Origin of the sequence: Pseudonocardia sp. NPDC049635, assembly GCF_040659795.1 — a bacterium.
Taxonomy (GTDB): domain Bacteria; phylum Actinomycetota; class Actinomycetes; order Mycobacteriales; family Pseudonocardiaceae; genus Pseudonocardia.
Map to the genome: position 1 here is coordinate 151,037 of NZ_JBFAON010000009.1, position 14,655 is coordinate 165,691.

Here is a 14,655-nt window from a genome sequence, read left to right on the forward strand (position 1 = left end):
CCCGGACGCCCGGCGCGCGCCGGTGAGCAGTGCGGAGGGGCCCGGCACGCCATGGTGAGCCGGGTGCAGGGCTCCGCCGAAGCACCCCGTGCGCCGGGGCGGCGGGGCCCGGCGGGGATACTGCGGACGTGAGAGCACGGCGACCGATCCGAGCGCTCCCCGCGCTGTTGCTGGCCTGCCTGCTGGCGGTGGTGGCGTGCAGCGCCGATCCGCAGCCCGCGCCGCCGCCGGACATCGACGCACCCACCGAACCGATCACCACCCCGACCCGGGTGGTGGCCGGCGTCGACGAGCTGGGGCCCGGGTTCAACCCGCACCTGCGCTCGGACCAGTCCCCGGTGACGACGGCGATCGCGACGATGGCGCTGCCCTCGGTGTTCCGCCCGGACGCCGACGGCAGCCCGCAGCTCGACCGGACCGTCGCCACCGATGCGAGGGTCACCTCGCAGGATCCCTTCACGGTCAGCTACGAGCTGAACGTCGAGGCCGGATGGTCGACCGGTGCGCCGATCGCGGCGGAGGACTTCGTGTACCTCTGGCAGCAGATGCGCACCCAGCCGAACACGATCGGCGCCGCCGGCTACCGGGAGATCACCGACGTCCGGTCGCGGGCCGCGGGCAAGGCCGTCGACGTCGTGTTCGACCGGCCGTACCCGCACTGGCGGGAACTGTTCGACAACCTGCTGCCGGCCCACCTCCTCAAGGACGCCCCGGGCGGCTGGACGGCGCCGTTCGAGAACGGTGTCCCGGCCTCGGGCGGGCCGTTCCGGCTGATGCAGGTCGACCGGCTGCGCGGTGAGGTGCTGCTGGTCCGCAACGACCCGTACTGGGACACCTCCGCGGTGGTCGACGAGATCGTGCTGCGCCGGATCCCGCCGGAGACGCTGCCCACCGCGCTGGAGAGCCAGGGCGTCGACCTCGCGCTGCCGGACGCCCGCCCGGAGATCGGGCAGGCGCTCGACGTGCTGGCCGCGTCGCCCGAGCCACCGACGGTGCAGCGTGGGCCGCGCCCGACGGTGCAGCAACTGGAGTTCCGCACCCAGGACGGCCCGCTGGCCGACCCGCGGGTCCGCGAGGGCATCGCGGCGACGCTGGACCGGGCCGCGATCCGTGCCCGGGTCAGCCCGGAGGCCGTCCCCGCCGACGCCTTCGGTGCCGCCCCGTCCGACCCCGGGTACCGGCCGACGGCACCGCCGGGGGCGCCGGGGCAGCCGGACCCGGCCGCCGCCGAGGCGGCCTTCACCGAGGCCGGATACGTGCGGGGCGGGGACGGGACCTGGACGCTCGGCGGCCGCCCGCTGAGCGTCGTGGTCGGTGCGGGCGCCGAACGGACCGAGGACGTCGAGGTCGCCCGGGTGGTCGCCGAGCAGCTGACCGCGGCCGGGATCAGGGCGACGATCGTCGCCCCGTCCGCGCCGGAGCTGCTGTCCCGCGCGAGCGTCGCACCGACCACGCCGAGCCCGACCAGCACCCCGGCACCGGGTGCGGGCCCCGCACCCGGTGACGGGGCCGCCGCGCGACCGCGGACCGCCGAACCCGCCCCCGCGGTGCCCACGACGTCACCCACTGCCGAGGCCGACGGCAGGTCACCGGTCGCGGTCGACGTGCTCGTCGCTCCCCGGCCGGCGTACGGCGCGCTCGGGCCCCGGCTGGACTCGGCCTACGGCTGCCCGCCCGACGACGTCGACGAGGACCTGCCCGGCACGTCCTGCTTCTCCGTCCTGCAGCCGCTGCTGGACGAGCTGACCGGTTCGGTGGCGGATCCGGCGGTCGTCGCCGAGGCGGAACGGGTGCTGTGGCGCCAGCTCCCGGCGCTGCCGCTGTACCAGGCGCAGGGGCTCGTGATCAGCAACCGGGAGACCGACGCGTCCACCGGGGTCACCCCCGGACCGATCGCGACCGGACCGCTGACCGGGGCGCACACCTGGGCCGAGCCGGAGGGCTCACAGGAGGACGACACCGGCACCGAGGTGCCCGACGCCGGCGACTGACCCACCTGGTGGCCGCGCCGTGCGCAGCGGCGCGGCCACCCACGGGCGGGTCAGCCGGGGAGCAGGTTCTCCTCGTGCGCGTGGTGGCAGGCGCTGGGGTGGTGCCCCCCGGGGCGGACCCTCAGCTCCGGTTCCTCCGTCGAGCAGATCTCGGTGGCCTTCCAGCAGCGGGTCCGGAACCGGCAGCCGCTGGGCGGGTCCACCGGGCTGGGGACGTCGCCGCTCAGCCGGATCCGGGAGCGCCCCTCCCGCACCGACGGGTCGGGCACCGGCACGGCCGAGAGCAGCGCCTGGGTGTAGGGGTGCGCGGCCCGGGTGTAGATCTCGGCCTCGGTGCCGAGCTCCACGATCTTGCCCAGGTACATGACGCCGACCCGGTCGGACAGGTGGCGCACCACCGACAGGTCGTGCGCGATGAAGATGTACGACAGCCCGAACTCGCGCTGCAGCTCACCCAGCAGGTTCATCACCTGCGCCTGGATCGACACGTCGAGCGCGGACACCGGCTCGTCGCAGATGATCACCTCCGGGCGCAGCGCGAGCGCCCTGGCGATGCCGATCCGCTGCCGCTGCCCGCCGGAGAACTGGTGCGGGTAGCGGTTCACGAAGTCCGGGTTGAGCCCGACGACGTCGAGCAGCTCCTGCACCTTGCGCTGCCGGTCGCCCTTGGGGGCCACCTCGGGATGGATCTCGAAGGGCTCGCCCACGATGTCGGCGACCGTCATCCGCGGGTTGAGCGAGGTGTAGGGGTCCTGCAGCACGATCTGCACCTGGCGGCGCAGCGCCCGCAGCGCGGCGCCGCGCTTGGCGAAGATGTCCTCGCCGTGGAACCGCACGGAGCCCGCGGTCGGCGGCTCCAATCGCATCAGCACCTGGGCCAGCGTCGACTTGCCGCAGCCCGATTCGCCGACGATGCCGAGGGTCTCGCCCTTGTTCAGGGTGAACGACACCCCGTCGACGGCGCGGACGTGGCCGACGGTCCGCTTGATCACCGCGCCGATCTTGACCGGGAAGTGCTTGACGAGGTCGTCGACCTCGAGGATCGGTTCGGGTGCGGTCATGACTGGGCCAGCTCCTCAGCGAACAGGCACGCCGAGGCGCGCCCACCGGGCAGCGCCAGCAGCGGCGGGTCGATCTCCCGGCACTCGTCGCGTGCGCGTGGGCAGCGCGGATGGAACGGGCAGCCGGGCGGGATCCGGGTCAGGGTCGGTGGCAGGCCGCTGATCGCCTGCAGTTGGGTGCCCTTGCTGTCCAGGCGCGGGATCGAGGCCAGCAGGGCCTCGGTGTAGGGGTGGCAGGGCTTCGCGAACAGCTGGTGCACGTCGCCCTGTTCGACGATCCGGCCCGCGTACATCACCGCGATCCGGTCCGCGACCTCGGCGACGACACCGAGATCGTGGGTGATCAGGATCATGCCCATCTCCCGCTCGCGCTGGATGTCGGCCAGCAGGTCCATGATCTGGGCCTGCACGGTGACGTCGAGGGCGGTGGTGGGCTCGTCGGCGATCAGCACGTCCGGATCGAGCGCCAGCGACATCGCGATCATCGCGCGCTGCCGCATCCCGCCGGAGAACTCGTGCGGGAAGCTGGTCACGCGCTGTTTCGCGCCCGGGATGCCGACCATGTCGAGCAGCTCGACGGCCCGGGCCCTGGCGTCGCGCCGGCTCATCCCGCGCCGGGTGCGCAGCTGCTCGCCGATCTGGAAGCCGACGGTGAACACCGGGTTCAGCGCGGACAGCGCGTCCTGGAAGATCATCGCGATGTGCTCACCGCGCAGCTCCCGGCGACGTTCGTCGTCCGCGGTCAAGAGCTCCTCGCCGCGGTAGCGGACCGCACCGGAGGTGATCCGGGCCGGCGGCACCGGCAGGATGCCCATCACCGTGTTCGCGGTGACGGACTTGCCCGAACCGGACTCGCCCAGCACGGCGAGGGTCTCACCGGCGCCGACGTGGTAGTTCACGCCGTTGAGGACGGTGGCCACACCGTCGCGGGTGTGGAACTCGACGTGCAGGTCGTCCACCTCGAGCAGCGGGACGCCGTCCGGGCCGCGGTCGGTGACGGCTCCGGCGTCCGTCTGTGTGGTCGTCCGGGTGCTCATCAGCGTCCCTTCGGGTCGAAGGCGTCGCGGACCGCGTCGCCGAGCAGCACGAACGCCAGCACCGTGACCACCAGGAACGCACCGGGGAACAGCAGCAGGTGCGGCGAGGTGCGCAGGTAGCTCTGCGCCTCGGAGATCATCACGCCCCAGGAGACGACGGGATCGCGCAGCCCGACCCCCAGGAACGACAGCGTGGCCTCCGCCCCGATGAACGCGCCCAGCGCGATCGTGGCGTACACCAGGACCGGGGCGATGGTGTTCGGCAGGATGTGCCGCCGGATGATCCGCAACGGGGAGGCACCGAGCGCCCTGGCCGCCTTGACGTAGTCCTGGTTGCGGGCGGCGATCGCGGCCGATCTCATGATCCGCATGGTGATCGGCCAGGACAGCAGGCCGATCGTGCCGATCACCAGGGCGCTGATGCCGATCACGCTCTGCCCGACCGCGAGGCGGAAGGTGGAGAGCACGACGATCGCGCCCAGGATGAACGGCACCCCGAAGAAGACGTCCGCGATGCGGGCCAGCAGCGAGTCGACCCAGCCGCCGGCGAAGCCGGCGACGAGCCCGACGACGGCCCCGACGAGCACGACCACGGTGGTGGCGAGGACCCCCACCACGATCGAGACCCGGGTGCCGTAGATGGTCCGCGCGTAGACGTCCCGACCGAGCTGGTCGTACCCGAACCAGGCCTCGGCCGACGGGCCCTGCCGGGCCCGCGACAGATCGCCCACGGTCGGGTCGACGGAGGTGAACAGCTGCGGGAACGCGGCGAGGACCAGCAGCGTCCCGATCAGGGTGGCGGCGACGATGAACAGCGGACGGCGCCGCAGGTCGTACCAGGCGTCCGCGCTGAGACTGCGGGTGCGGGTGGGTGCGGTTGCGGTGGCGGGGGAGGCGGCGGCGCCGGTGGCCACCACGGGCTTGTCCGACGTCGCGGTGGTCGGGTCAGTCAAGGCGGATCCTCGGGTCGAGCAGGGCGTAGGTGACGTCCACCAGCAGGTTGGCGAGCAGGTACACCATCACCAGCAGGACGACGACGCCGGTGACGACGACGCCGTCGAGGCGCTGGATGGACTCGAACACGAGTCCGCCGATCCCGCGGATGTTGAAGATCCCCTCGGTCACGATCGCCCCGCCCATGAGGGTGCCGAAGTCGGCGCCCAGGAACGTGATGACCGGGATGGCGGAGTTGCGGGTCAGGTGCACCCCGACGACACGGCGCCGGGTCAGGCCCTTCGCGGTCGCGGTGCGGACGTAGTCGGCCCGCGAGTTCTCCGCGATCGAGGTCCGGGTCAATCGCGCTACGTAGGCCAGCGACAGGCTGCCCAGCACGTAACCGGGCACGATCAGGTCGGTGAACCCCGGGTCCGCGGGGACCGTCGGCGGGATCAGCCCCAGCCGCAGTCCGAGGACGGCCTGCAGCACGTAACCGGTGACGAACACCGGGACGGCGACCAGGAACAGCGTCGCGGTGAGCACGACGTTGTCCAGGTAGCCGCCCGGGCGCAGGCCGGTGAGAACACCCGCGGTGAGGCCGATGACGGCCTGGATGACCAGCGCGACCAGGGCGAGCTTGATCGTCACCGAGTAGGTGTTCGCGATGAGGGTGCCGACCTCCTGACCGCGGAAGTTCTCGCCAAAGTCGCCCTGCAGCAGCCCGCCGAGGTAGGAGAGGTACTGGACGACGAGCGGCTGGTCGAGTCCGTACTCGGCGCGCAGCTGCTCGATGAACGCCGGCGGGCAGGCCTGGTCGCCGCACTTGCCGGCCAGCGGATCACCGGGCAGCGCCCAGACCATGAAGTAGATGAGGAAGGTGGTGCCGAGGAAGACCGGCACCAGTTGCAGGAGTCGTCGCAGGACATAGCGCCCCACGGGTCACCTCCGGGTTCGGGACACGCCCGGCGGTTCGCGCCGGGCACGTGCGCCGGCGGCCGGATGGTGATCCGGCCGCCGGCGGTGGTGGTAGTGGTGCGTCACTCCTGGACGGTGACCGTCCGCAGCTCGAGCTCGCGGCCGTAGTTCATCTCGACGTTGTCCAGCCGCTCCGACCAGCCGAACTGCGCGGCCTGGTTGTTGATCGGCACGCTCGGCATGTCCTGCAGCAGCACCCGCTCGGCCTCGGCCCACAGCGCCTGGGCCTCCTCGATGCTGGCGGCCCGGCTGCCCTGCTCGACCAGCGCGTCGAACTCGGGGTTCGAGTAGAGGCCGTCGTTGTTCTCGGCACCGGTGACGTACTGCGGCTCCAGCACGTACTCCATCGTCGGTTGAGAGGCGATCCAACCGGAGCGCCAGAGGCCGGTCAGCGACTGCGACTGGCGCTGCTCGAGGAACTCGGCGAACGTCGGCACCGGCACGAAGTTGCACTCGACACCGAGGGTGTTGGTGATGCTGATGCAGGCGGCCTGCATCCACTCCCGGTTGATCGCCGAGTCCACGTTGGAGATCAGCTCGATCGGTCCGTCGAACCCGGACGCGTCGAACTGCTGCTTCGCGCGCTCGGGCTGGAAGGTGCAGAGCTCACCGCACTGGTCGGCGACGTAACCCGGGACACCGGCCGGGACGACCCCGGTGGCCGGCTCCACGAGTCCGTTGTAGACGTTGTCGATGATCGCCTGGCGATCCACCGCCATCGAGATCGCCTGGCGCAGCTGCGGATCGGCGTAGCGCTCCTCGTAGATCGGGAACGACATCGTGTTGATCCCGGCGTAGGGCTGGTTGCCGTTCCGCTCCGGGAGGTCCTGCTGGTAGATGTTGTCGATCAGGGCCGATCCGGGGATGGTCTCGAGGAAGTCGAGGTTGTTGCTGACGACGTCCTGGTAGGCGGCCTCGCTGTCGGCGTAGAACCGGAACTCGACACCACCGATGTTGGTCGTGGCGTCGTCGCCGCCGTACTCGGCGTAGCGGGTGAGGGTCACGTTCTGGTCCGGCACCCGGGACTCGAACCGGAACGGCCCGTTGCCGATCGGGTTCTCCTCGAACGCCGCCGGATCGGCGAAGAACGACTCCGGCATCGGGAAGAATGCGACGTCGCCGAGCGTGGTCTCGAAGACCGGTGACGGCGCGCTGAGCGCGACGGTGAACGTGCGGTCGTCGACCACCTGCAGGCCGGACATGGTCTCGGCGGTCGGTTCGCCCTCCGCCGGCGCGACGTCGGCGTAACCGGCGATGTCGGAGAAGAACGCGGTGCTCGACTGCGCGTTGGGCGCGTACGCCACGTAGTTCCAGGCGTCGACGAAGCTCTGCGCGGTGACCGGGGTGCCGTCGTGGAAGGTCCAGCCCTCCTCGATGGTGATCGTGAAGTTCTGCGAGTCCGTGGTCTCGATGGACTCGGCGACGACGTTCTCGACCTCGCCCTCGGGGGTGTAGGCGACCAGGCCGGACCAGAGCGCGTCGACGATCTTGCTGCCGCCGGTCTCCCGGGTGTTGCCGGGAAGCAGCGCGTTCTGCGGCTCGGTGCCGAACACCGAGATCGTGGGTGCGTCGCCCTGGGCGTCTCCGGCGGCGTCCCCGCCGCCTCCGCCGCAGGCGCTGAGGACCAGTGTGGTGGAGAGGGACAGCGCGAGGAGCGCTGCAGCTCGGCGTGTTCGCATCAGGTACCGGTTTCTGTGCAGTGGGCCGTGCGGGGGTGATGGCACGGCCGGACGGGCGACTGTGGCTTGGGACAGTAGCCGCCACGAACCGTCGAGTAGGTTACAAATCAGTTGCACGGGGCGCGGCGGCGGCGTATGGGCGTTCCGGTCCTCGTGGGCGCTCCGGTCGACCCGGGTCGTGAGTGGTACATGTGTACCAAACGCTGGTCGGGGCAGGGTAGGGCCGATGCCGGGCGGTCGCACCCCTGCGCGGCGCCGATCCACCCCGTGACCTCGGCGTCCGTCTCGCGGTCACCGTTTGGTCACGATCCCGTCAGCTGTCGGCCGCCCTGGATCACCTACCCACGGGGCCCGCGCCGGTTGTTCTCGACGACGAAGGTCTTCATCATCGACGTCGCGCTCACGAACGACATCGTCCGCGACGGCCTGCGTGACGCGCTCGACCCGCGACAGACGAAGGTGTGCCGGTGAGCAGAGCAGCGGGGGAGACGGTGCTGGACGTCTCGGGTCTGACCGTCACCTTTCCCGGACCGGAGGGCCCCGTCCGCGCCGTCCGCGGGGTCGACTACCGGCTGCGGCGTGGTGAGGTCCTCGGCATCGTCGGCGAGTCCGGGTCCGGGAAGTCGGTGACCTCACTCGCGGTGATGGGACTGTTGCCCCCGACCGCGCAGGTGGCGGGCTCGATCACCTTCGACGGCCGGGACCTGCTGACTCTGTCGGACGACGAGCTGAACAGGATCCGCGGCGAGCGCATCGCGATGATCTTCCAGGACCCGATGAACTCGCTGAACCCGGTCTACCCGGTCGGCTACCAGATCGAGGAGGCAGTGCTCGCCCACCGTGCGGTGAGCAGAGCCCACGCCCGGGAGCGGGCCGTCGAGCTGCTCGACCTGGTTCGCATCCCGAACCCGCGGGAGCGCATCTCGTCGTACCCGCACGAGCTCTCCGGCGGGATGCGGCAGCGCGTGGTGATCGCGATCGCGATGGCCAACGACCCGGACGTGATCATCGCCGACGAGCCGACCACCGCCCTCGACGTGACCGTCCAGGCCCAGGTGCTGCAGGCCCTGCAGGCCGCACGGGCGGCGACCGGCGCCGCGATGGTGCTGATCACCCACGATCTCGGGGTGGTCGCGGGCCAGGCGGACCGGGTGATGGTGATGTACGCCGGGAAGCTCGTCGAGACCGGTGACGTCGAACCGGTCTTCTACGAGCCGCGGATGCCCTACACGCTGGGTCTGCTCGGCGCCCTGCCCCGGCTCGACCGGCCCGCCGAGCGGCTGACCCCGATCCCCGGTGCGCCGCCGTCGGTGGTCGACCTGCCGCCCGGCTGCCCGTTCTCGCCGCGCTGCCCGCTGTCCACCGATCTCTGCCGGGACACCGAGCCGGAGCTGACGGCCGTCGGTGGCTCCGCAGTCGATCATCTCGCCGCCTGTCACCACTCGGCGCAGGTGTCGGGCGCGGTGGCGCAGGACGTGTTCGCCCCGGGCGCGGCCGGTGACATCGGCGCCGTGTCCGACCCGGAGGCCACGGTCGCGGCGGAGGGGCCCCGGTGAGCGGTGCGGCGACCACGCCGGTCACACCGGGGCGCCGGGCGGCGGCGACGCTGCTGTCGGCCCGCCACGTGGTGAAGACCTTCCCGATCCGTTCCGGCGGCCTGCTCCGCAGGCAGGTCGGCGCCGTCGGGGCGGTGAGCGACGTGTCGTTCGACATCGTCGAGGGCGAGACGCTCGGGCTGGTCGGCGAGTCCGGTTGCGGGAAGTCGACGCTGGCGCGGGTCGTGCTGAACCTGGTCCCGGCGACGTCCGGTGAGGTCCGGTTCGACGGCCGCGAGATCACCGGCCTGTCCGGGGCGCGGATGCGGGCGCTGCGCCGCGAGATGCAGCTCGTGTTCCAGGACCCGTACGCCTCGCTGGACCCGCGGATGCCGGTGCAGGAACTGATCGCCGAGCCGCTGCGGATCCACGGCAGCTTCGGCGGGGACGGCCGGCGGCGGGTCCGCGACCTCATGGACACCGTCGGGCTGCGACCCGAGCACGGCACCCGTTACCTGAACGAGTTCTCCGGCGGCCAGCGGCAGCGGATCGGGATCGCCCGCGCGCTGGCCCTGCAGCCGCGGCTGATCGTGCTCGACGAGCCGGTGTCCGCGCTGGACGTGTCGATCCAGGCCGGCGTGCTCAACCTGCTGCAGGAGCTGCAGGCCGAGCGCGGGCTGTCGTACCTGTTCGTCTCGCACGACCTGTCGGTCGTGCGGCACATCGCCGACCGGATCGCCGTCATGTACCTGGGCAAGATCGTCGAGACCGGGCCGGCGGAGACGCTGTTCGGGGCGCCCGCGCACCCGTACACCCAGGCGTTGATCTCGGCGATCCCGCTGCCCGACCCGCGCCGCGAGCGGGCCCGGGAACGGGTCACCGTGGTCGGTGAGCTGCCCAGCGCCGCCGACCCGCCGTCCGGTTGCCGGTTCCGCACCCGCTGCCCGACGTTCGCCGACGCGCTCACCACGGGGGAGCGGAGCAGGTGCGTCGACGAGGAGCCCGCGCTCGTCGACCGGGGCGGCGGGCACCCGGTGGCGTGCCACTACGCCGAGGCCCGCGCGCTGCTGTAAACCCCGGGCACTGCTGGGCGGGGCGGGTGCACTGCGCCGACACGCTGCCCGGTGCGAGACTGGACGGCGTGTCGCTGGTGCTGGGGATCGAGACGTCGTGCGACGAGACCGGGGCCGGTCTCGTCGCGGACGGGGTGCTGCTCGGCGAGGGCCTGGCCTCGTCGGCGGACGAACACGTCCGCTTCGGCGGCGTCGTCCCCGAGGTCGCGGCCCGCGCGCACGTGAATGCCGTGGTGCCGATGGTGCGCGCCGCCGTCGCCGCGGCCGGGGTGTCGCTGTCCGACGTCGACGCCGTCGCGGTCACCGCGGGCCCCGGGCTGTCCCCGGCGCTGCACGTCGGCGTGGCCGCCGCGAAGGCGTACGCGACGGCGCTGGACGTCCCGCTCTACGGCGTGCACCACCTCGCCGGGCACGCCGCCGTCGACGTCCTGGAACACGGGCCGCTGCCGGCCCGCTGCGTCTGCCTGATCGTCTCCGGCGGGCACACCTCGCTGCTCTCGCTCGGCGACCTGGCCCGCGACCCGGTCGAGCACCTCGGCGACACCGTCGACGACGCGGCGGGGGAGGCGTTCGACAAGGTCGCCCGGCTGCTCGGTCTGCCCTACCCCGGCGGGCCGTCGGTGTCGGCGGCCGCGCTCGACGGCGACCCGGCCGCGGTCGCCTTCCCGCGCCCGATGACCGGGCCCCGCGACGCGGCGTTCGGGTTCTCCTTCTCCGGGCTGAAGACGGCCGTCGCCCGGCACGTGGAGGCCGCCCAGGACGCCGGGCGCCCGGTTCCGGTGCCCGACGTGGCGGCGTCGTTCCAGATGGCCGTGGTCGACGTCCTGGTGCGCAAGGCGCTGCGGGCGTGCGCCGAGCGCGGCGCGGACACCCTGCTGATGGTCGGCGGGGTCGCCGCCAACCGGGTGCTGCGCGCCGAGATGGAACGTGCCTGCGCCGCCGCCGGGATCACGCTGCGGGTGCCCGCGCCCCGGCTGTGCACCGACAACGGCGCGATGATCGCCGCGCTGGGGGACCTGCTGGTACGGGCCGGGATCGAACCGGACGGGCTGGCGACCACGGCGGTGCCCACGGTGCCGCTGACCGGTGCCTCGGTGCCTCTCCCTCCCGCGGACGGGGAGGCCGCGCTCCACCCGCTGCCCACCTCCGTGGCGGCGGGGTCGATCACCGCCTCGTAAGCTCCACCGGTGTCTCCCGCCCGCCGACTGCTGCTCGTCCACGCCCACCCGGACGACGAGACCCTGACCACCGGCGGCACCATCGCCCGCTACGTCGCCGAGCCCGACACCGGTGTCACCGTCGTGACCTGCACCCTCGGCGAGGAGGGCGAGGTGATCGGCTCCGAGCTGGCCGAGCTCGCCCCGGACCGGGGTGACCAGCTGGGCGGCTACCGGATCCGCGAGCTGGAGTCGGCGCTCGCCGCGCTCGGCGGGCCGGACCATCGCTTCCTGGGCGGCGCCGCCCGCTGGCGGGACACCGGCATGGTGCTGGCCGGTCACGGCACGCGGGCCGCGCTGCCGCCGCAGCTGCACCCGCGGGCGTTCGCCACCGCCGATCCGTTCGGCGCCCAGCTGGCGGAGCTGCTGGAGATCGTCGACGAGGTCCGGCCACAGGTCCTGGTGTCCTACGCCGCCGACGGGACGTACGGGCATCCCGATCACGTCCGCGCGCACGAGCTGACCGTGGCGGCCGCGGCCGCGCGACCCGACGTCGTCGCCAAGCTGTACTTCGCGGTCCGCTCCACGGCGGAGCTCGACGCGGGCCTGACCGCGCTGCGCGCGGCGTCCGGCGGTGAGACCGGTCTGCGCTGGCCGGAACCCGACGAGCACCCCGGTCACGACGTCACCGCCGTGACGACCCGGATCGACGTCGACGCCTACGGCGCCGAGCGGATCGCCGCGATGCGGGCGCACGCCACCCAGATCGACGTCCGGACCGGGCCGGGCTGGACCGCGTTCGCGATGAGCAACGGGATCGCCCAGCCGCTGCTCGGGGTGGAGGAGTTCGTCCTCGCCGACGCCCCGGCAGGGTGCAGCGAGACCGATCTGTTCGAGGGGGTGGGGCCGTGACGGTCCTGGCCAAGGCGCCGCTCGCCGCGCTGCTGTTCCTGATCTCGGTCCTGCTGGTCGCCTTCGCGTTGATGTTCCAGATGCTCTACGTCGGGCCGGTGCCGGTGCCGATCGGCACGGTCGTCGTCGTGGTGTCGCTGCCGTGGCTGGTGCACGTCACCGTCACCGAGATCTCGCCGACGACGGCCGGTGCCGCGGCACCGGTGCTGCTCTGGTTCGCGGGTGTGCTGGTGCTGGGCATGTTCGGGCCCGGGGGCGACGTGCTGCTCCCGGCGACCTGGCAGTCGTTGCTGCTGCTGGTCGCCGGAGCGGCGACCGGGATGATCGCGTTCCGCCGGGCGGTCGAGCGGCTGGCATCCGTGCGGGGCACAATCGTGCGATGAGCGGGATCTCCGATCGCGACCTGGTGACAGTGCTCCGGCCGTTCGTCCGGGCGACCCGGCCCGTGCTCGACGGACTGCGCGAGTCCGACCCGTTCGGCTTGCGCTCGCGGGTCGCCCCGGGGGTGTCCGGGACCGACCCGGAGGAACGCGGGCTCGCCGACAAGATCCTCGACACACTCGCCTCGGTCCAGGTCCCGGGCACGGCCGCGTGGGCCCGGATGGACGTCGAGGGCCGCGCGCACTGGTGGGTCTACCGGGTCGGCCGGTTCACCACGCTGATCGCGGCGATCCCCGGGCTCGGCGGTGCGCTGGCCCGGACCCTCCCGGTGTCCGACGCCGTCGGCGCGGCCGGGGAGGGTCTGCTGCTGGTCGCCATCGCCGGTGAGCACGGCGTGCGCGAGGAGGACCGGCTGGTCGAACTGCTCGCCTCAGTACTGTTCCAGCGCGAGCTGAGGCTCGCCGATCTGACGCTCACCGCCGAGCAGGACGCGGCGGCGGACGCCGCGGCCCAGGAGCTCACCGGGGAACTCGCCGGCTCGGAAAAGCGGGCGACCCTGAAGAAGGTCGGCGCGGCCGTCTGGCGGCTCGGGCGCGCACTGTGGTCGGTGGAGGACGAGCTCGACAAGCGCCCGCACGGCCGCTTCTACCACCAGTGGCTCGGGCTGCTACCGGTCGTCGGGGCGGTCGGGAAGTACCTCGGGGAGTGGTCCGGGCTCAAGCGGGCGGCCAGGCAGGGCCGTAGCTGGCTGGAACGGCACGGGCTCGCCGCGTCCGGCTGAGCGGCCACCGGATCCGTACCCGGCCGGCCACGGTCCGGACGGACGCGGACCGGATGTGTCACATGTCACCGGTGACGCGTTCGTCAGAGCGGCGAGCGATCCCCGGACGCCGGGGGTCCCGGAGCGAGATAGTGGTAGCGGTGGTGCTCGGTCCAGCCCAGCCGTGCGTACAACGACCGCGCCGCGTCGTTGTCCGCGGTCACGTCGAGCACGGCGTGCCGAGCTCCGTGGGCACACCCCCACGCCAGCGCGTGCCGGGTCAGCCGGCCGCCGAGCCCGCGGGAGCGCAGGTCGGGCCGCACGGCGAGCCGGGCGAGGTACAGGTGCTCGTCCACCACCGCCGCCCGCACGGCTGCCGCCGGGGTCCCGTCAGCGGCCCGGAGCAGGCCGAACCCGAGGGCGGGTGCGTCCGGGCCGTCCGGCACGAGCACCCGGAGCGCGGGATCGCCCGCCGCCGGCACCGAACCGTGCGGTGACCACCAGTCGGGGCCCGGTGCGGCGGGCCAGTCGGGCACCGGCCCGTCGTCGGGGTGGGCCGGGGCGACGAGGACCAGGACCTCCCCGACCGACCCGACCGACCCGACCGATCCGACCGGGACCCAACCCGCCCCGAGGATCCGCCGTGACCAGGGCGAACCGACCGGCACCTGCACGAGCGGCCGGATGCGGTGCTGCTCGGCGAACCGGACCACCTCGGCCAGCGCGTGCTCCACCGGCATCCCGGGGTCACCCAGTGCGAGCGCCGAGTTCGCCCGCATGCTGTACCCGGATGCGGCACGGAGCCGCCAGCGGCCCAGGTCCTGACGGGTCGGCGCGGGCCAGGCAGCCGCCCGGACCAGCTCCAGCCGCTCCACCGCGGTCCACGACGGACGACGGCGCGGCGCCGCCGGGACCTCGCGGACGGCGACCACCGCGTCCCGGGCCACCCGTACCGGACCGGACCGGGTGTGCACGATCACGACGTCCGGCCCGTCGGCGGCGAGCTCACCGACGGCGTCGGAGAACCGCGGACCCGGTGAGTCGTCGGGTGCGATCCGGTGGCGCAGCGCCACCCGGCGTCCGGTCAACTCCTCCAGCATCGTGCCGACCACCTCACTCCTGCCCCGGGCGGGGTCGCGGGTTAACCTGCGGGAGTCC

Annotated in this window: 13 protein-coding genes; 7 read left to right on the forward strand and 6 right to left on the reverse strand. The window is 73.0% G+C overall.

The annotated features are described in order from the left end of the window. Positions 1-128 precede the first annotated feature (128 nt). Positions 129-1,991 (forward strand): ABC transporter substrate-binding protein, encoded by a 1,863-nt coding sequence (locus tag AB0J24_RS13925; protein ID WP_358680410.1) that lies wholly within the window; start codon positions 129-131, stop codon positions 1,989-1,991. A 50-nt stretch (positions 1,992-2,041) separates the two neighbouring features. On the opposite strand, the gene AB0J24_RS13930 is transcribed toward AB0J24_RS13925, so the two are convergent. The 5 genes from AB0J24_RS13930 to AB0J24_RS13950 all read right to left on the reverse strand — a co-directional run bounded on the left by AB0J24_RS13930 (position 2,042) and on the right by AB0J24_RS13950 (position 7,679). Continuing rightward, complete coding sequence (locus tag AB0J24_RS13930) at positions 2,042-3,052, reverse strand: dipeptide ABC transporter ATP-binding protein (RefSeq protein WP_358680412.1); 1,011 nt, start codon at positions 3,050-3,052, stop codon at positions 2,042-2,044. Beyond that, on the reverse strand, positions 3,049-4,089 hold the full coding sequence (locus AB0J24_RS13935) for an ABC transporter ATP-binding protein (RefSeq protein ID WP_358680415.1): 1,041 nt from the start codon (positions 4,087-4,089) through the stop codon (positions 3,049-3,051). Before AB0J24_RS13935 ends, AB0J24_RS13930 begins: the two co-directional genes overlap by 4 nt. After that, entirely contained in the window at positions 4,089-5,006 is a 918-nt protein-coding gene (locus tag AB0J24_RS13940) for an ABC transporter permease (protein ID WP_358680574.1), read from the reverse strand. Before AB0J24_RS13940 ends, AB0J24_RS13935 begins: the two co-directional genes overlap by 1 nt. A gap of 28 nt (positions 5,007-5,034) precedes the next feature. Then, a complete protein-coding gene (locus AB0J24_RS13945; protein ID WP_358680418.1) occupies positions 5,035-5,961 on the reverse strand; it encodes an ABC transporter permease in 927 nt (308 codons plus the stop codon). Between the two features lie 101 nt (positions 5,962-6,062). After that, complete coding sequence (locus AB0J24_RS13950) at positions 6,063-7,679, reverse strand: ABC transporter substrate-binding protein (RefSeq protein ID WP_358680421.1); 1,617 nt, start codon at positions 7,677-7,679, stop codon at positions 6,063-6,065. A gap of 467 nt (positions 7,680-8,146) precedes the next feature. On the opposite strand from AB0J24_RS13950, the gene AB0J24_RS13955 reads away from it, so the two are divergent. The 6 genes from AB0J24_RS13955 (at position 8,147) to AB0J24_RS13980 (ending at position 13,518) form a co-directional block, all read left to right on the forward strand. After that, positions 8,147-9,235: an ABC transporter ATP-binding protein gene (locus tag AB0J24_RS13955; protein WP_358680424.1), complete on the forward strand. Its 1,089-nt coding sequence runs from the start codon at positions 8,147-8,149 to the stop codon at positions 9,233-9,235. After that, a complete protein-coding gene (locus AB0J24_RS13960) occupies positions 9,232-10,287 on the forward strand; it encodes an oligopeptide/dipeptide ABC transporter ATP-binding protein (protein WP_358680427.1) in 1,056 nt (351 codons plus the stop codon). Before AB0J24_RS13955 ends, AB0J24_RS13960 begins: the two co-directional genes overlap by 4 nt. A gap of 68 nt (positions 10,288-10,355) precedes the next feature. After that, positions 10,356-11,465, forward strand: a complete 1,110-nt coding sequence (gene tsaD, locus AB0J24_RS13965; protein WP_358680430.1) for a tRNA (adenosine(37)-N6)-threonylcarbamoyltransferase complex transferase subunit TsaD — start codon at positions 10,356-10,358, stop codon at positions 11,463-11,465. 9 nt (positions 11,466-11,474) lie between these two features. Next, positions 11,475-12,356 carry an N-acetyl-1-D-myo-inositol-2-amino-2-deoxy-alpha-D-glucopyranoside deacetylase gene (gene mshB, locus AB0J24_RS13970; protein ID WP_358680433.1) on the forward strand — a complete coding sequence of 294 codons (882 nt, stop codon included), beginning with the start codon at positions 11,475-11,477 and terminating at the stop codon, positions 12,354-12,356. Further along, complete coding sequence (locus AB0J24_RS13975; protein ID WP_358680436.1) at positions 12,353-12,739, forward strand: hypothetical protein; 387 nt, start codon at positions 12,353-12,355, stop codon at positions 12,737-12,739. Before mshB ends, AB0J24_RS13975 begins: the two co-directional genes overlap by 4 nt. After that, the gene (locus AB0J24_RS13980; RefSeq protein ID WP_358680439.1) at positions 12,736-13,518 is read left to right on the forward strand and encodes a hypothetical protein; all 783 of its coding nucleotides are present in this window, start codon (positions 12,736-12,738) and stop codon (positions 13,516-13,518) included. The genes AB0J24_RS13975 and AB0J24_RS13980 overlap by 4 nt, the downstream gene beginning before the upstream one ends. Positions 13,519-13,601: 83 nt before the next feature. On the opposite strand, the gene AB0J24_RS13985 is transcribed toward AB0J24_RS13980, so the two are convergent. Beyond that, positions 13,602-14,609: an N-acetyltransferase gene (locus AB0J24_RS13985; protein WP_358680442.1), complete on the reverse strand. Its 1,008-nt coding sequence runs from the start codon at positions 14,607-14,609 to the stop codon at positions 13,602-13,604. Positions 14,610-14,655: the final 46 nt, after the last annotated feature.